Source organism: Neobacillus niacini NBRC 15566 (assembly GCF_001591505.1).
Taxonomy (GTDB): Bacteria; Bacillota; Bacilli; order Bacillales; family Cytobacillaceae; genus Neobacillus; species Neobacillus niacini.
Map to the genome: position 1 here is coordinate 25587 of NZ_BCVA01000028.1, position 17673 is coordinate 43259.

At 38.5% G+C, this 17673-nt stretch carries 16 protein-coding genes, 1 pseudogene and 1 riboswitch; of the genes and pseudogenes, 7 read left to right on the forward strand and 10 right to left on the reverse strand.

The genetic code is table 11. From position 1 onward, the window contains the following. Positions 1–115 precede the first annotated feature (115 nt). The 4 genes from abc-f to acnA all read right to left on the reverse strand — a co-directional run bounded on the left by abc-f (position 116) and on the right by acnA (position 6240). On the reverse strand, positions 116–1813 hold the full coding sequence (gene abc-f / locus BANA01_RS18580; RefSeq protein ID WP_174524434.1) for a ribosomal protection-like ABC-F family protein: 1698 nt from the start codon (positions 1811–1813) through the stop codon (positions 116–118). A 255-nt stretch (positions 1814–2068) separates the two neighbouring features. Then, positions 2069–3034, reverse strand: coding sequence for a phosphotransferase enzyme family protein (locus BANA01_RS18585; RefSeq protein WP_063254267.1), 966 nt, complete (start codon positions 3032–3034; stop codon positions 2069–2071). 26 nt (positions 3035–3060) lie between these two features. Further along, positions 3061–3426, reverse strand: a complete 366-nt coding sequence (locus BANA01_RS18590) for a DnaJ family domain-containing protein (RefSeq protein ID WP_063254268.1) — start codon at positions 3424–3426, stop codon at positions 3061–3063. Positions 3427–3528: 102 nt separating this feature from the next. Next, positions 3529–6240, reverse strand: a complete 2712-nt coding sequence (gene acnA, locus BANA01_RS18595; protein ID WP_063254269.1) for an aconitate hydratase AcnA — start codon at positions 6238–6240, stop codon at positions 3529–3531. 353 nt (positions 6241–6593) lie between these two features. Here acnA and sspO point away from each other — a divergent pair, with 353 nt between their 5' ends. Continuing rightward, positions 6594–6743 carry a small acid-soluble spore protein O gene (sspO, locus tag BANA01_RS18600; protein WP_034673441.1) on the forward strand — a complete coding sequence of 50 codons (150 nt, stop codon included), beginning with the start codon at positions 6594–6596 and terminating at the stop codon, positions 6741–6743. A gap of 47 nt (positions 6744–6790) precedes the next feature. Here sspO and BANA01_RS18605 read toward each other — a convergent pair whose 3' ends face one another. Continuing rightward, on the reverse strand, positions 6791–7069 hold the full coding sequence (locus tag BANA01_RS18605) for a hypothetical protein (protein WP_034673439.1): 279 nt from the start codon (positions 7067–7069) through the stop codon (positions 6791–6793). Positions 7070–7186: 117 nt separating this feature from the next. On the opposite strand from BANA01_RS18605, the gene BANA01_RS18610 reads away from it, so the two are divergent. Continuing rightward, positions 7187–7327: a small acid-soluble spore protein P gene (locus BANA01_RS18610; RefSeq protein WP_063254270.1), complete on the forward strand. Its 141-nt coding sequence runs from the start codon at positions 7187–7189 to the stop codon at positions 7325–7327. Positions 7328–7436: 109 nt separating this feature from the next. Here BANA01_RS18610 and selA read toward each other — a convergent pair whose 3' ends face one another. Beyond that, a complete protein-coding gene (selA, locus tag BANA01_RS18615; protein WP_034673437.1) occupies positions 7437–8843 on the reverse strand; it encodes an L-seryl-tRNA(Sec) selenium transferase in 1407 nt (468 codons plus the stop codon). Between the two features lie 96 nt (positions 8844–8939). Between selA and BANA01_RS18620 the strand changes: the two genes are divergently transcribed. Continuing rightward, positions 8940–9332 carry an Hsp20/alpha crystallin family protein gene (locus tag BANA01_RS18620; protein ID WP_034673435.1) on the forward strand — a complete coding sequence of 131 codons (393 nt, stop codon included), beginning with the start codon at positions 8940–8942 and terminating at the stop codon, positions 9330–9332. A gap of 97 nt (positions 9333–9429) precedes the next feature. Here BANA01_RS18620 and BANA01_RS30780 read toward each other — a convergent pair. Then, a pseudogene (locus BANA01_RS30780) lies at positions 9430–9615 on the reverse strand (Rdx family protein); the annotation flags it as partial. Between the two features lie 207 nt (positions 9616–9822). On the opposite strand from BANA01_RS30780, the gene selD reads away from it, so the two are divergent. Beyond that, positions 9823–10875, forward strand: a complete 1053-nt coding sequence (gene selD / locus BANA01_RS18625) for a selenide, water dikinase SelD (protein WP_082799590.1) — start codon at positions 9823–9825, stop codon at positions 10873–10875. Between the two features lie 268 nt (positions 10876–11143). Here selD and BANA01_RS18635 read toward each other — a convergent pair whose 3' ends face one another. Both BANA01_RS18635 and BANA01_RS18640 read right to left on the reverse strand, forming a co-directional pair. Beyond that, positions 11144–12118 (reverse strand): L-threonine 3-dehydrogenase, encoded by a 975-nt coding sequence (locus BANA01_RS18635; RefSeq protein ID WP_034673427.1) that lies wholly within the window; start codon positions 12116–12118, stop codon positions 11144–11146. A gap of 44 nt (positions 12119–12162) precedes the next feature. Further along, a complete protein-coding gene (locus BANA01_RS18640) occupies positions 12163–13353 on the reverse strand; it encodes a glycine C-acetyltransferase (protein WP_034673425.1) in 1191 nt (396 codons plus the stop codon). A 266-nt stretch (positions 13354–13619) separates the two neighbouring features. Between BANA01_RS18640 and BANA01_RS18645 the strand changes: the two genes are divergently transcribed. Beyond that, positions 13620–13910 (forward strand): hypothetical protein, encoded by a 291-nt coding sequence (locus BANA01_RS18645; protein ID WP_034673423.1) that lies wholly within the window; start codon positions 13620–13622, stop codon positions 13908–13910. A 413-nt stretch (positions 13911–14323) separates the two neighbouring features. On the opposite strand, the gene BANA01_RS18650 is transcribed toward BANA01_RS18645, so the two are convergent. Next, positions 14324–15322 (reverse strand): NAD(P)H-dependent flavin oxidoreductase, encoded by a 999-nt coding sequence (locus tag BANA01_RS18650; RefSeq protein WP_034673420.1) that lies wholly within the window; start codon positions 15320–15322, stop codon positions 14324–14326. Positions 15323–15533: 211 nt separating this feature from the next. Beyond that, positions 15534–15635: riboswitch (purine riboswitch) on the forward strand. A gap of 111 nt (positions 15636–15746) precedes the next feature. On the opposite strand from BANA01_RS18650, the gene BANA01_RS18655 reads away from it, so the two are divergent. Together BANA01_RS18655 and BANA01_RS18660 are read left to right on the forward strand one after the other, a co-directional pair. Then, on the forward strand, positions 15747–16340 hold the full coding sequence (locus BANA01_RS18655; protein WP_034673417.1) for a xanthine phosphoribosyltransferase: 594 nt from the start codon (positions 15747–15749) through the stop codon (positions 16338–16340). After that, a complete protein-coding gene (locus BANA01_RS18660) occupies positions 16340–17650 on the forward strand; it encodes a nucleobase:cation symporter-2 family protein (RefSeq protein WP_034673414.1) in 1311 nt (436 codons plus the stop codon). Before BANA01_RS18655 ends, BANA01_RS18660 begins: the two co-directional genes overlap by 1 nt. Positions 17651–17673 lie beyond the last annotated feature (23 nt).

The following is a 17673-nucleotide window of genomic DNA, read 5'->3' on the forward strand; positions in this document are numbered from 1 at the left end:
ATTATGGCTGATATATTGGAACTAACGCTGATATATATCGAGTTACGCTATAATAAGAAATGGTCCCTGCTAGAGGGACCATTGTAATGACAGTTTACGCTTCTTTTTTGATTTTTTACATTAATTTTCTTTTTTCCCTTAACAGTGCATTAAATTCACTGTCTAATTCATTGTATTTAGGATTTTTTTGGTCAATTAGGGATAATTCACCCAAAATCGTAGCAATTCTGTTTTCGATTATCATTAAAGTTTCTTTAATATTAGTAGGTTCAGCACTATTTTTATTAAAGTACTCTTCCGGTTTCATTTCCAAACGCTTTATCCGCTGATTTTCAAATACAAGCAGTTTATCACAAAGCTTATTTAAAAAATAGTAATCGTGCGAAACAGTAATAATCGCACCTTCGAATTCATTTAGTGTTTTTTCAAGCTGTTCCCTGCTTGGCAAATCCAGGTGATTGGTTGGTTCATCCAATATAAGAACATCATACTCCTTCATTAGCATGTCGACTAGTTTTACTCGTGTTCTCTCACCAAGGCTTAGTGTGCCAATGGGCTTCGTAATAAACTGTTCTTTTAATCCGAGATTTGCAAATAATGTTCTTGCCTTAAGGATATTTTCACGGTCTGTAAACCCTAATGCTTCTAAAGCCGTTTTATCAGGGGGTATATTATCAACATCTTGGCTTAGGTATGCTACCTTTAATGATTCACTTTTCCAAAGCTCTCCGCTAATAACAGATGTTTCCCCAAGGATCATTTTAATTAAAGTGGTTTTACCACAGCCATTTTCTCCTAACAAACCAATACGCTCTCCGTGATTAATATAAAAATGTGAATCGCGGAAAAGGGCTCTCTCATCGAAGCTTTTTGTTAAACTCTTTGCCTCAATGATTCTTTTTCCTCTATTTCCTTTCGTATCAAACTGAAATCTGACTTTTGTCTCCTCTAAAGGTTTGTCGATTTTGTTCTTTTCAAGCTCGCTCTGCAATCGTTTCATTTTAGATTTTACTTGAGCATCACGTTTTTTTGCCTTAACTCGGTGATATTCCTTATTACCAAAATCTCTTCCTTGTTTTGTTGAAGTTCTATGAGCTTTCTCTGACCAAGAGGTTAATTGCTCCATTTGCATTTCGATTTCTTCTTTTTTACGTTGTTGTACCTCATAATGATGCATTTGAGTTTCTAGCCTGTGCTGTTTTTCCTTCTGATAATCACTGTAGTTTCCATTGTAGAAATGAAGTTTGGAATTTTCAATTTCAAATATCCGTGTAACGGTCTTATCTAAAAAATGCCGATCGTGAGAAATAATTAACACAGGCCCTTTAAATTTTTCCAACTCTCCAATCAACCAGTCAATTCCTTTAAAATCTAGGTGATTGGTCGGCTCATCGAGAATTAAGAAACCTGGCTTGGAAGCCCACACGTTGGATAATGCTAGTTTTAACTTTTCTCCACCACTTAAATGATTTAGACGATTCTCTCCCCATTGATATACCTTTTTCAGACCCAACTCACTAGAGTGCTGCAATAAGTCTCCGTCAATTGAAGATATTTCATTACCTTCATAGTCTATAGATTGTGTAAGGTAACCAATCTGTAAATCAGGTGACTTTTCAATAACCCCATTATCAGCAGTAAGTTTACCTGTTAAGATATTCGCTAAAGTGGTTTTACCTGTACCGTTATATCCTACGAGCCCAATTCTTTCACCATTTTTTATTTCAAATGAAATATTGTCTAAGATTTTCCTTAGATTAAAGTTCATTTCTAGTCCAGTTGCTTTTATAATAGATAAATTGTTTTTGTTCATAAAAAAACTCCCTTCCATTGAACCTGAAGAGAGTGTTTGAGTCATGTCGTTTATGCATCATAAAAAGCATACGTTAATAAACCTAAAAAGGCCTTTATTAACTATGTTTTGATTGAAATATAAACGTTCAGGACTAAAAAAGGATAGACTAATCCTATTCTTCAGGTTCACCATTTTTCGTTATTCGAATAAATGTGCTGAAAAAATAAGATTATAACTTCATTCCTCTTTACCATTCCTTTACGTTTGTTATCACTATTTTATTTTATCTAAACCTAAATTGTCAATGATTTCCGTGAAATTTACATCTGAATATGGTTTTCCACTCTCGATATTATTTTTTAAATTGGTAAGTGTATACTTCTGCCAATCATGCAAATTCTCCATATCCCATTTCTCTAGGAATAAAGTATGTAAAAAGATCTCTCTAATTTTTAAAAAGATCGGAATCTGTTGAATAAGTTCTTTGCTGAGGGTGTTTTCCTGCTGATAACCGGTTAAGAAATGCTCCCAGAAGTCCTTGCTGAACTGATTGTTTTCTGGAGTAAAGGAGGAAGTTTGCCAATAAGCATGATAAAAGGTAGTGGCAAGATCATAAGCAAACCAATGATAAGCGCAATCATCAAAATCAAAAAGTGTTAACCTTCCCTTATTCACAAAAACATTACCCTGGTGAAAATCATTATGTATGAGCCCAAATACGTCAGGAGTTTTTGGAAACTGTACTAACTGATTTAATAGTTGTTTGTACTTATCTGCTATGGTTTCTGAAGGTATTTTTGGGAAAAGATTTAATAAATCAGGTTGATGTACTGTCCAAATGGGCCGGTCTACTTTTATCCTTTTTCCCGCACTATGCATCTTTCCCATTACATTTCCCCAATGGTAAAATAGCTCTAGGTTCCAGACGTCACGATTGGTAACATCAATGGATGTCCCCTTCGCTTTCTCGAATGCCACTACAAAATGGTGATCGCCTAATGATTCGATCAAATTCTCATGAACAGATTTTACAGGTAATGATACAGGTACACCATACTTCCATAATCCGTTTATAAATGCTAATTCATTCATAATATTTTTTTGCTGTCGTACAGAGGAAGGTGAAACTCTAAATATGAGATTACCATAGGAATAGACAGTATTATGAAAGCCGTCATTGATTGGAACAAGTTCCCCTTCCGTATAGCCATATAAAGGTAAAATATTGTCAGTAAACATTTTGCTCTCTCTTTCTTAATGGGCAGCTATTTTAATTTTTTATAAATTTTGTCTGCATAACTCCCAAAACGAGAATTCGTGGCAGTCCCTCTTTTTTCAAGCAGCCTATCCATTTCCAGCCTTTTTTTCAACAGTTTTGCTTGAAGGCGTTCTCTCTGTTCATTATCCGTTGCTGCTTCCAGCAATTCTTCAATTCTAAAAATTTCTTTTTTTACATCTTCAGGAGAATATCCTGCGTTTTTTAACACGCGATATGCCATTTTCCATTCATCAGACATCCCTGGAAAATGATCCTTTATTTCCAGTGGCTGTCCTATGCCAGGAAGATCTTCGAACTCATTCTTCTTTATGGCTTCCTTAATTTTATCTTCAGCGATTTTTGAAAAGTCCATTTACACCGCACCCTTCGAAAAGTAACTAGTATATTTTTCACTGAAATATATGTTATTACCCCTAAAAAACCACCATGCAAATGCTGCATGGTGGTCTGAAAATTAAGCTTCTTGTAATTTTTCGCGAAGTACCATTGGAAGGATACCGCCATGACGGTAGTAATCAATTTCAACTTCAGAATCGAAGCGAACAAGTACTTCAAATTCCTTCTTGTTTCCAGCTTCGTCAGTAGCTGTAACTTTTAGAAGATCACGTGGTCTAACGTTTTCATCTACTTGTACATCGATTGTTTCTTTACCAGTTAAACCAAGTGTTTCAGCGCTTTCGCCATCTTTAAATTGAAGTGGAAGCACGCCCATTAACACAAGGTTTGAACGGTGAATACGTTCAAAGCTTTCTGCAATAACTGTCTTAATACCTAATAGGTTTGTACCTTTAGCAGCCCAGTCACGTGAAGAACCCATTCCGTAGTCTTTTCCAGCAAGAACAACAAGTCCAGTGCCGTTTTCTTTGTACTTCATGCAAGCATCATAGATTGATGTAACTTCACCAGTTGGCCAGTAAGTTGTGAAGCCGCCTTCCGTACCTGGTGCGATTTGGTTACGGATACGAATGTTTGCAAATGTTCCACGCATCATAACTTCGTGGTTACCACGGCGAGAACCGTAAGAGTTAAAGTCACGAGGTTGAACACCTTTTTCTAATAAATACTTACCAGCTGGAGTATTCTTACCAATAGCACCTGCAGGAGAAATATGGTCAGTTGTTACTGAATCCCCAAACTTACCTACCACACGAAGTCCAGTTAATGGTTCAACTGTACCTGGTTCAGGTGATAAGCCTTCAAAGAATGGAGGATTTGCAATATAAGTGGAATCCTCATCCCATGTATATAAAGGCTCATTGCTCGTTTGGATTTCGTTCCAACGTTCGTTGTCTCCGAATACATTCGCATATTCTCTACGGAATAATTCAGGAGTTACAGTACGTTTTACTACATCATTTACTTCAGCAGTTGATGGCCAAATATCCTTGAAGAATACATCGTTTCCATCTTTATCTTTACCGACTGCTTCAGAAGCAAAGTCAATGTTAACAGTACCAGCTAGAGCATAAGCAACTACTAGTGGTGGTGAAGCAAGGTAGTTACCTTTTACAAGCGGATGAATACGTCCTTCGAAGTTACGGTTACCGGAAAGAACAGATGTAACTAGAAGATCGTTTTCAGCGATTGTCTTTTCAATTTCTTCTTTTAATGGACCGGAGTTACCGATACAAGTTGTACAACCGTAACCAACAAGGTTAAAACCGATTTGCTCTAGGTATGGAAGTAATCCAGAATCACGAAGATATCCAGTTACAACCTTAGATCCTGGTGCTAAAGAAGTTTTAACAAACTTAGGAACTTCCATTCCAAGTTCAACTGCTTTCTTCGCAACTAGACCTGCCCCAACTAGAACGTAAGGGTTAGAAGTATTAGTACAGCTAGTGATAGAAGCAATGGCAACTGCACCAGTTTTAATCGTTGTTTCGTCACCATTTTGGAAATTAACAACTGCTGACTTTTCAAGCTCATCTGCTTGTAAGCCGAAGCCTTGGTTTCCTTGTGGTGCAGAAACTGCCTTAACGAATTCTTCTTTCATTTTTGAAAGTGGAATTAAATCTTGTGGACGCTTAGGACCAGAAAGATTTGCTTCGATAACGGAAAGGTCAATTTCAACAACATTTGTATAAACTGGCTCTAATGCTGGATCAAAGAATAATCCGTTTGCTTTACAATATTGTTCTACAACATTGATGTGTTCTTCTTCACGGCCAGTTAAACGCATATATGCAAGTGATTCATCATCAATTGGGAAGAATCCACATGTAGCACCATATTCAGGAGCCATGTTCGCAATTGTTGCACGGTCTGCTAATGGAAGTACGGATACTCCAGGACCGAAGAATTCAACAAATTTGCCAACAACCCCTTGGCTGCGAAGAACTTGAGTTACTTTTAATGCTAAATCAGTTGCAGTTGCGCCGTTTGGAAGTTCGCCAGTTAACTTAACACCAACTACTTCCGGAACTGGGAAGTAAGAAGGCTGTCCGAGCATTCCTGCTTCTGCCTCAATACCACCAACACCCCATCCTAAAACACCAATACCATTGATCATAGTAGTGTGAGAGTCAGTACCAACCAATGTATCTGGATATGCTTCTAATTCACCGTCAGCTGTCTGTGCTACGTGTACCACATCTGCTAAGTACTCAAGGTTAACTTGGTGTACGATACCAGTTGCTGGTGGAACAGCACGATAGTTATTAAATGATTTTTGAGCCCAGCTTAGGAACTGGTAACGCTCTGCATTACGTTCAAATTCATAATCCATGTTAACTCGTAAAGAGTCAGCTGAACCGTAAGCATCTACCTGTACAGAGTGGTCGATAACAAGGTCAACAGTTTTTTCTGGATTGATTTTATCTGGGTCGCCGCCTAGGTCTGCCATTGCTTTTCTTAGAGAAGCAAGGTCAACAACTGCAGGTACTCCAGTAAAGTCTTGTAGGATTACGCGAGATGGCTTGAATGGAACGTCCACTTCTTTAAGCTCATCTGTTCCCCATTTTGCTAAGTTTTCAACGTGCTCCTTTGCGATGACACGGCCATCGTACTGACGAAGCACGGATTCAAGTAATACTTTTACGGAATATGGCAATTTTGAAACGCTGCCAATACCAGCCTCTTCAAGTGCACTTAAGCGGTAATAGTGATAACGTTTACCGTTTACTTCAAAGGAAGTGCGTGCGTTAAATACATCATTTTTCACCATCGTGAATCCCCCTCATTCGTCATCATTAACTAAATTAACGAAAAGTCGAAAAGTTTGAATATTCCTATCCATCCCCACTTTTCTCACAATTCTAATCTTAATACAACCTTTTACATAAGTAAATAACAAGAAAGTTATTGCGATTGATAAGTTTTTCTTATGGTTTTTATGTATATTGTTCAAAATATTTAGAAAAATCTTATAATGCCGTATAACTGAATAGTCTCAAAGATTAGAATTGTGTCTAATTTATTATCTCAAAAAACTTATTTCTTGTCATTTATTTTTACTTAGAAGGAAATATTATCTCTATTGGAGAGAATTCTCCAGAATACCCATAGGAGGTGAATGGCATGCAACGAAAAAAGTCAAACCATGTAATTCCAGGCGCAAACGCTGCTAAAGGACAAGGAATGGGTGCTGGATATAATGAGGAAATGTCAAACGAACCATTAACAATAAAAGAAAAAATGAACAACAAAAAACGTAAAAAGAATCAATAGTGGACATATAAAAAGCAGGAGTTGATCCCCTGCTTTTTAAAATGGTTCTATTCGGTAAGATTTACTTCTTCCACGATACCTTGTAAGTCTTGTTGAAAACGCTCAAGCTGGGCTCTTTGATGTTCTGAAGCCACTTCTAATGCATTTTCTATCTGCTGATAAGCTTCATTTACTTCTTCTTTTAAATGCTTTAATTGATGACCATAACTGGCACTGTCACTAATAATGGTCTTAAATAGTCCTTGCGCTTCTTCATAGCCCTGCTGTGCGGCCTGAAAAGCCTGCTGCTTATCCTTATTATATGGAAATCGATCAATCTCCGGCATTGACTGGTTCACTCCCCTCACGTTTCTATAACGTTAAATTGCACAGCACTTCAACAAATTATTCAGCATAAAAAGTCACAAGCATTGCATCCTAACAATATAGGAGGAGGGATGAAAATGGTGAACAAAAACGACGGCAAAGATATGCGCAGAAATCAACCGAAGATCTCTGGTCAGCCTGAGCCTCTAAGTGGATCGAAGAAAGTAAAGAACCGTAACCACACACGCCAAAAAAGCAAATCACATCATGATATGTAGGAAAGCGGTCCAAGTCTGAAGGCTGGGCCATTCACATGGATAAAAAAATAGGTATGATGGGACCTTTGAAATAGTGCTAACCCCCTCTAGACCAATGAGGGGGTTGCTTTTATAATTGAAGTAAGGCTTGAAGTATTAGCTGTTCTTCTTCCTCCGTAACGGTTCTCAAATCAATGATAAATTCATCTTTTTGAATCCGTCCAACAATTGCTGGTTTAAATTCTGTTCGTAACTTTCTTCCAACCTGTTCTGCTGTTAGAGTTTGATGTTTTAAAGAAATGACCATGGTTGGCAGCTGGACATCCGGCATCGTTCCCCCGCCTACTTGACTTGTGCCAGGAAAAATTTTCGCCTGAAAATCATCTGTGCCTTGTAACAAGTTTGTAACAAACCTCTTCGCTCTTACGTCTAATATATCAATAGAAACCAACAAATCACGGATTGTGGGAATATTCTGTACACCCCTTTCACCGCGTGCATAATCAATTAGCGTCCCTTCTAGCGCTGCCAAGGTCATTTTATCCACGCGAACGACGCGTGCTAATTGGTGTTTTTTTAGACAGTCAATGATTTTCTTTTTACCAGCAATAATCCCTGCTTGCGGTCCGCCGAGGAGTTTATCCCCACTAAAAGTAACAAGATCTGCACCCATTTCAATGACCTCTCTTACAACGGGTTCCTCTCCTATACCATGTTTTCTGAAGTTAAAAAGGGCACCACTGCCAAGGTCTTCATAAAAAATAACATCTTCTGCACTCTGAGTGAGCTTAATTAGTTCATCTGACTCGACTGATTTGGTAAAACCAATCACCTTGAAATTACTGGTATGTACTTTCATGATAATAGCCGTTTCAGAATTAAGGGCTTTTTCATAATCATATAAATGAGTTTTATTTGTAGTCCCGACTTCGACTAATTTTGCTCCGCTTTCTTCCATTATAGAGGAAATACGGAATGAACCGCCAATCTCAACCAACTGTCCTCGTGACACAATAACTTCCTTATTTTCCGCAAGCGCTCTTAAAACGAGGTAAACCGCGGCCGCATTATTATTGACGACCATTGCAGCTTCAGCACCGGTAATTTCTTTAAGAAGATCTTCTACATGGCTATGCCTGGAACCTCGCTCCCCTTCAATAAGTTTGTATTCAAGGTTTGAGTAATTTTGCGCTGTGTCCACCACATGACGGATGGCATTGTCACTTAACCTTGCTCTTCCTAGATTGGTATGAAGGATGGTTCCTGTAGCATTGATTACTTTTTCAATGGTATATGAAAATTGATTTTTTATATTTCTGCCTAAAAGTTGAAAAACATCATGTATAAACTCATTTGTGCCCGGAATGGCTCCATTCCAGTCACCATTTACTATTAGTGATCTAATTTGATCAAGCGCTTCCTTTAGCTGCTTGGTTAATGGCGCAACATCTAGATGATTTTCCCTAAGGAGGGATTCAAACTGCTCGTGGTTTTGCAGTTCATGTACTGCCGGAATTGAACGTAACCATTCTTTCACGAAAAAAACTCCTTTACTCTACCTACTTTAGTCCCGCTTTTTCATTTCACCCTTTCATTCTGAATGAATAAAATAAACCATGCAAGGGGGATTGCTATGAAACCTAAAAAAAATATACAGCCCATCGATTTTGACCTTGTGGAAAAGTGGTTAGAAAACTACTGTCTTGATCCTTTAACTACACAAGATGATCTAATTCATTTTCGAATTGATTTATATGAGACAGACCAAGAATGGATTGTTGAGGCACTACTTAACGAGTATAACAGCTCGGAAATTAAAGTTTTTATAAAAGATAATAAGCTCGTTATAACTGCTGTTAAATCTACCACTCCCGCTGCTCAACAGATGAAAGAACGCACAATCGAGTTCCCCTTTGAAGTTATTCATCAAAAGGTAAGTGCCAATTATATTAATGGTATATTAGAGGTTCTCATTTCAAAAAATGAAAAAGGTCCGGGGAAGAACTGCTATATTACACTGCCTTAAGTTATCTTATGGCATTATTTTTTTGAGTTTTACAGTTAACATAATATATTTATATACACAATAAACCCTCATACCAATTCTGATATGAGGGTTAGTTTTATTTTTGTGAGATTTGATTTATGATATCATCCGTGTCAGGGAATACCCCAGTGTCTAATTTGGAATAGATTTTCTCCCCGTTGACAGTTACCTCAAATGCTCCGCCTGAAACAGGAATTAATTCCATTTTTCCAATGGTACGATTAAAGTGCGTGAATAGTTCTTCCGCGAGACCCGCGGCTTTTGGTGCATAGTTTCACTGCATGCAGAATTCAACAATAACGTGATACTTGTTCATCTTAACTCCTCCATTACCTGTAAATCTAATTTCAAACATCACTATAGTAAAAACATTTTAACGCAGTGCTATTTGTCGTGCAAATCTTTTGCTTTAACATAGTGTGTGCATTTTTTTTGGAAACAGTTATACTAAATGAATGGAGGTGGAAAAATGAGTGAGCAAGAGAAAATACGCCTAACCTCTTTATCAACAAAAGCGGGCTGAGGCTGTAAAATTGGTCCTGAGGACCTGGCGCAAGTTTTGCGTCATTTACCAAAGCAAGAACCTGTTCCAGAATTATTAGTGGGACATGAAACTTCTGATGATGCAGGTGTGTATCAGTTAACGGACTCGATTGCTCTTATTCAGACAGTCGATTACTTTACACCAATTGTGGACGACCCATATATGTTTGGCCAGATTACTGCTGCAAACGCACTAAGTGATGTATATGCAATGGGTGGCGAACCGAAAACAGTCTTAAATATTGTCGGTTACCCTATTAAAAAACTTGGTGCTGAAATGCTTTCTGATATATTGCGCGGTGCAGCGGATAAAGTAAAGGAAGCGGGTGCCTTAACGGTCGGAGGTCATTCGATTGATGACCAAGAGCCAAAATTTGGTCTATCTGTAACGGGAATTGTTCATCCTGAAAAGGTGTGGAAGAACGTTGGAGCTAAGCCTGGCGATGTGTTAGTTTTAACAAAACCAATTGGTGTGGGAATCATCACTACCGGGATTAAGCGGAGCGTGGTAACACCAGAGCAAGAACAAATTGTTACAGATACCATGGCAGAGTTAAATAAAACAGCTGCAAACATTTTAACGAACTATCATCCTCATGCTGTAACGGACGTAACTGGATTTGGGTTGTTGGGACACAGCAGTGAGATGGCACGCGGCAGTGACGTGAGTTTTGAAATCTTCTATTCAAAGGTTCCGATTCTGGATGGTGCGCTGGAGTTAGCTAGGGATGGAGTGGTTCCAGGAGGATCAAAATCGAATCATAAATGGATCCTTGGAGATGTCGAGTATGAGGACCTGTCCCCCGAGGAACAGTTAGTCCTATGTGACGCGATTACTTCTGGCGGCCTTCTAGTTTCCATTAGTGAAGAAGAAGCTATTCAATATGTGGACAACCTGCACGCAGCCGGTAAACACCATGCTGCGATTGTTGGAAGGGTTACGGAAAAGAAAGAGAAATTAATTTATGCACAAAGATAACAGCGTGGCTTGGGCTACGCTGTTTTTTTGTGTACCCTCATCAAAACGAGTACAGTTTTTATTTGAAAGTGTACAGATTTTACGAAAAACCGTACAGTTTATACAAAGAACCATACAGTTCAAACAAAAAAGTATACAGTTTATACAAAGAACCATACAGTTCAAACAAAAAAGTATACAGTTTATACAAAATACCGTACAGCTTCTACAATTCAGCCGAAAACAAAATAGATGACCCAATCATTCAGGTCATCTATCTAAATCGTGATTAAATTCCACTCGCTTTTGTTTTGTTCATGGTCAGTTTATAGGTTAATTTATTTATCATATCTTCCGTCATTTTCGCTAAGTCATATTCATATTTGAAGCCCCACTCTTCTTCTGCGGCAATCGCATCAATGGAATTTGGCCAGCTGTCGGCAATTCTTTGGCGGACAGGATCTACTTGATAAGTGAGTTTAAATCCTGGGATATGTTTCTTAATCTCATTTGCGATTTCTTCTGGATCAAAGCTCATTGCCGTAACATTGAAAGAGTTACGGTGTTTAAGTCTGCAAGGGTCTGCCTCCATCAAGTCGATAATGGCATTAAGGGCGTCAGGCATATACATCATATCCATATACGTACCTTTATCAATGTAAGATGTATAGCTTCCATTTTTAATGGCTTCATAGTAGATTTCTACAGCGTAGTCCGTCGTTCCACCACCTGGCAGTGCTACATATGAAATTAAGCCTGGGAATCGAAGTCCCCTCGTGTCGACTCCAAATTTATGATAATAGTAATCGCCTAAAAGCTCGCCAGCTACCTTGTTAACGCCATACATAGTCGTGGGGCGCATGATGGTATCCTGTGGTGTGCTGTCTTTTGGTGTAGACGGTCCAAATGCACCGATCGAACTTGGAGTGAAAAATTGTGCATTTAACTCTCTCGCTGTTTCTAATGCATTCATCAAACCGCCCATATTTAAATTCCAAGCTAAGACGGGTTTCGCCTCTGCTGTGGCCGATAATAATGCTGCCAAGTGCATGATGGTATCAACCTTATATTTTTTCGCGATTTCGCCCATCTTGTTTAAATCGGTAACATCTAAGACTTCAAACGGGCCGCTCTGAGCAGCTTCACTGTCATTCTTTCTTATATCCGTAGCAATTACATTATCAGACCCATACGTTTCTCTTAATTTCATGGTAAGCTCAGAACCGATCTGTCCAAGTGCACCCGTAATTAAAATTCGTTTCATTCTTCTCCATCCTCCTCACTAATTGTGTATTGAAGGGTTTCTAATTAAATAATGCTCATTCCCTTACCGACTTTCTCATAAATAGAAATGGCTTGATCAAGCATTTCTTTGGTATGTGCAGCAGTCGGCATGTTGCGAACGCGCCCTGTTCCTTTAGGAACGGTTGGGAATACAATGGCTTTTGCATAGACTCCCTCTTCATTTAAACGTTTACTAAATTGCTGTGTAAGAGTCTCGTCGCCAATAATACATGGAGTAATCGGTGTTTCACTGTTTCCAATATTAAAGCCTAGTTGCTTTAATCCTTTTTTGAGGTAATCTCCATTTTCCCAAAGCTTTTTGTTAAGTTCAGTGCTTTCCGTTAAAATCTCAATGGATCTCTTGCTGGCCGCTACGTCCGCCGGTGTGAGTGATGTAGAGAACAAGAACGGACGACTTCTTACCTTTAGCCAATCAATTAAATTCTTCTTTCCTGCTACATATCCACCTACTACACCAATCGCTTTTGATAAGGTCCCAATTTGAAAATCAATTTTATCAGACAAGCCGAAATGCTTAACTGTACCAGCACCATCACCGAGAACACCAGATCCATGTGCATCATCTACATATGTAATTAGGTCGAATTCTTCAGCAATTTTTACGATTTCTGGTAATAATGCAATGTCCCCATCCATTGAGAATACACCATCCGTAATAACCATAATTTTATTGTATTGACCAGAATCTTTCGCTTCCTTTGCCTTTTTTCGCAGATCTTCCATATCGGAATGATTTACACGAATAATCTTTGCTTTCGATAACCGGCAGCCGTCAATAATAGAAGCGTGGTTTAATTCGTCAGATAAAATGGCGTCATTTTTATCCATTACCGCCGAAATCGCTGCCATATTACAATTGAAACCGGATTGATACGCGATTGCGGCTTCTGTATGTTTAAATTCTGCTAATTTTTCTTCTAGTTCAACATGAAGCTTTAATGTTCCGTTTATCGTGCGAACTGCTCCAGCACCTACCCCAAAAGTTTCGATTGCCTCTGCAGCTGCTTGCTTTAAGCGTTCATCAGTGGCTAACCCTAAATAGTTATTGGAAGAAAGATTAACCAACTGCTTTCCATTTATTGTAATCATCGGACCATTTGGACTTTCTAATGGATCGATAACATTGTATAGACCTTTACCTTTTAAATCTTCTAGATTTTCGTTCAAAAATTGCTCCAAGATAGTACTGGACACATTTATTCCCCCTTATTGTCACTATTAGAAAAACATTTGTCCGCCTCAGACGGACACTTGAATATTAGAAGAATGCCTACATGAAAGGATTTCTTTAATATACTTTATCACATTTTTTTGGATTTGTTCATACCTAGTGGACATTTGTTATAAAAAATTTTGCATTTTTTAGTTTATCCATTAAGAAAGCAGGATATTTTTTAAAAGAAGCAAAAAAGGTATAATGGATACCATACTTTGTTGAGGAAACAGAAAGGATGTAACACGTGGAGTCAATTTCATCACTACTATACACCATTATGGTTGGCGGTCTATTTGTCTTTATTTTTATTTACCTTTATGATTGGCTTTTTGGGGAAAAACAAGATAAACAAATACGTAAGATTCACAAATACTATCGAAATGAAACCGTCCAAAAGGTCGAAATGCTGGAGCACCAGCCTAAAAAATTCACTCTGTATCAAGTAAAAACGACTAAGGAAACGAGACGAGTCAAAATTAAGCCTGGCTATAAAGTCGTTAAAATGGTGCCAAAGAAAAAAGAACCTTCCCGATAATGGGAAGGTTTCCGTTTTTAAGTACTTTTATTGTGGGGTTTTGTATAAATAAGGTAATAAAGAATTCGCCAATAACAATGACGAGTTAGTCCATATAGTTAAGTTGTCTTGTCCTTAATCGAGTAACTAGCAAAAGAAAATTATCGGAGATTTTCCGGTTAGATGCAAAATAAAGCTCTTTTCGGGGTAAATAAGGGGGGATTTTCCGCTTAATCAAAGGAAAATCCCCTCCTTATTGAATATTTCGAGTGACTAGACGGAATTCCTCCATCTATTTAAGCCTTTTTTAATACTTTTGATTAATTAAGCGGAATTCTTCCACCTATTTTTCCCCTCAGTTACTTAACAGAATCCCGCAACCCTATAAATGCGGACCCGGAACCGTACCCTGCTAGATAGTAGGATAAGTTCTGTTATTTAACTGTTAACCTGCTCACTTTTGCAGCGGTTTGGTTTACTTTTTTGAGGGCTTCTTGATATTCTCCTTCTAATCGTTCAATGATTTCTGAAGCGGTTTCAATTTTATCAATGGCACCTACACCATGCCCTGCACTCCAGATATCACGCCACGCTTTGGCTTCTGGTTTACCGTGCATATTATCAAAATCAACTTTTTCTTTTTTAACCAACTGAGCGGGATCAAGTCCTGCTTTTTGGATACTCGGTATAAGCATATTTGCCCTGACACCAGAAAATGCATCGGTTAGGATGATATCCTCCTGACTTGAATTCACCAGCATTTCACGATACTCATCATTTGCCATACTTTCTGTCGCAACAATAAAACGTGTACCCATATAAGCTAAGTCAGCACCAGCCGCCTGTGCAGCTAATATCCCCTTCCCCGTTGAAATCGCACCAGCAAGGACAATAATCCCATCCCAAAAAGTACGGACCATATCGACAAAGGCAAAGCTATTAATTTGACCTGCGTGGCCGCCAGCACCGCTTGCTACTAAAATGAGTCCGTCAACACCGGTTTCTGCAGCCTTACGGGCAAACTTTAAGTCGCTGACATCTGAGAATACTAATCCACCATACTCGTGAACAATGTCTACTACGTGTTTTGGACTGCCTAACGAAGTTATGACCAATTGCGGCTTATGTTTTTTGATTAACTCCAATTCGTCTAGCAGACGGCTATAGGTGCTATGTACAACCATATTCATTGCCCAGGGAGCAATTTTTCGGTCAGGCTCCGCTGCTCTTACTTTTTCTAGTTCTTCATTTAATTGACCCATCCATTGATCAAGCAGCTCAATCGGTCTTGCATTTGGAGCTGGGAATGACCCAATAACACCATTTAAGCAGCAATTTTTCACTAGTTCCGGACCGGACACTAAAAACATAGGTGCAGAAATAACAGGCAGCCTTAGTTGGTTCCACCAATTTTCAGGAATTGTTTTTTGCATGGTCAACTCTCCTTTGGTTTAGAATTTTCTGAATAAATTTCCTATTCTTATAGTAACGGAAAATGAATACTTATTCAATCGCAGAGTGAGTCCTTTTAGAATAAAGAATAAAGCGCTTTCCTTAGACGAACAATGCACCTTTAAAAAATACTATCGTTCGTCTTTTGATAAAAAAACAATTGCTATCCATTTTCACCATGTTATAATGAGGATAAATTTATAAGGTTTCACTCATATAATCGCAGGGATATGGCCTGCAAGTTTCTACCGGATTGCCGTTAACAATCCGACTATGAGTGGGTAATGTTTATGACGTTATTTTGCGTCCATACATTTGGTTAATAAGCCCAAATGTCATTGCCTCACTCAAATTTGATGTGAGCAATGGCGTTTGGGCTTTTTATTTTTTCATAGGGGGATAAACATGAAATTACTAGAAGAAAAAATTCAAAAAGATGGCAGAGTTCTTAATGACAATGTATTAAAGGTGGATTCGTTTTTAAATCACCAAATTGATCCTCAATTAATGAATGAGCTTGGAAAAGAATTTGCACAGCGATTTGCAGCTGAAGGAATTACGAAGATTGTTACGATTGAGTCTTCTGGGATTGCTCCTGCTGTGATGGCTGGTTTATATATGAATGTTCCAGTTGTTTTCGCGAGAAAGAGAAAATCAGTTACGTTAACAGATGATCTTCTGACAGCAAGTGTCTATTCTTTTACAAAAAAAGAAACAAATGAACTTGCAATTGCAGGCAAATTTTTAAATGATAACGATAAAGTTCTTATTATTGATGACTTTTTAGCTAACGGTCAGGCCGCTCTCGCATTAGTGGAAATGGTGGAGCAGGCTGATGCCTCCGTAGCTGGAATTGGTATCGTGATTGAAAAATCATTCCAGCCTGGGGCTCAGAAATTGAAGGATAAAGGATTACGAGTTGAGTCATTAGCTAGAGTAGCCTCTCTTTCAAATGGAGAAGTAACATTTATTACGGAAAAAATGGAGGAATTAGTCTAATGAAACAAAATCCATTCAAGATTGCCTCGTTAGGTATTCAACATGTATTAGCTATGTATGCGGGAGCGGTCATCGTCCCTCTTATCGTCGGCGGTGCCTTAAACCTTACTGGAGAGCAATTAACCTATTTAGTTTCAATTGATATCTTAATGTGCGGAATCGCGACAATCTTACAAGTTTGGCAAAACCGCTTCTTCGGAATTGGTTTGCCGATCGTTCTTGGTTGTACCTTTACTGCTGTGGGTCCGATGATTGCCATTGGCGGTGAGTACGGTGTTTCAGCTATCTATGGTTCCATTCTAGTCTCGGGTTTAATTGTTGTTGTCATTGCCAAGTTCTTTAGTAAGTTAATTAAATTCTTTCCTCCTGTCGTTACAGGATCTGTGGTTACGATTATTGGTATTACGCTCATTCCAGTTGCAATGAACAATATTGCAGGCGGACAAGGCAGCCCTGATTTTGGCTCCCTCTCAAATATCAGCCTTGCATTTGGTACACTGCTATTCATCATTCTTCTTTATCGTTTCACAAAAGGATTTATTCGTTCTGTTGCGATTCTCCTAGGTCTTGCTGCGGGGACAATTGTCGCTGCAATAATGGGTAAGGTAAACTTTACAGCCGTTGGGGAGGCTTCATGGTTCCATATGGTAAAGCCATTTTACTTTGGTACCCCTACTTTTGAATGGACGCCAATCATTACAATGACACTTGTTGCGATTGTTAGTTTGGTTGAATCAACGGGGGTTTATTTTGCACTGAGTGATATCACTGGAAGAAAGCTGAAGGAAAGCGATTTAGCAAAAGGTTATCGCGCAGAAGGACTTGCAATTATGTTAGGTGCATTATTTAATGCATTCCCTTATACTACTTACTCACAAAACGTGGGGTTATTGCAGTTAACAGGTGTTAAGACTAAAAATGTAATCTATACCATGGGTACAATGTTAGTAATCTTGGGGTTCGTTCCTAAAATCGGTGCATTAACAACGGTTATACCAACCTCTGTTCTAGGCGGTGCTATGGTGGCCATGTTTGGAATGGTTATTGCATATGGTATTAAAATGTTAAGTAAAGTAGAATTTGCTTCACAGGAAAACCTCTTGATCATTGCTTGTTCAGTGGGAATGGGCCTTGGTGTTACCGCGGTGCCGGACCTTTTTGGGCAGCTTCCTGAAAGTGTAAAAATCTTAACGAACAATGGAATTGTTGCTGGAAGCTTAACGGCTATTTTCTTAAACATTGTATTTAATGTGGCTAGAACTTCGAAGCAAAGTCAAACATCAAATTCAAGCAGTCAAGGTGCTGCTTAATAGTATTTAAAAAAAGCTGCCAG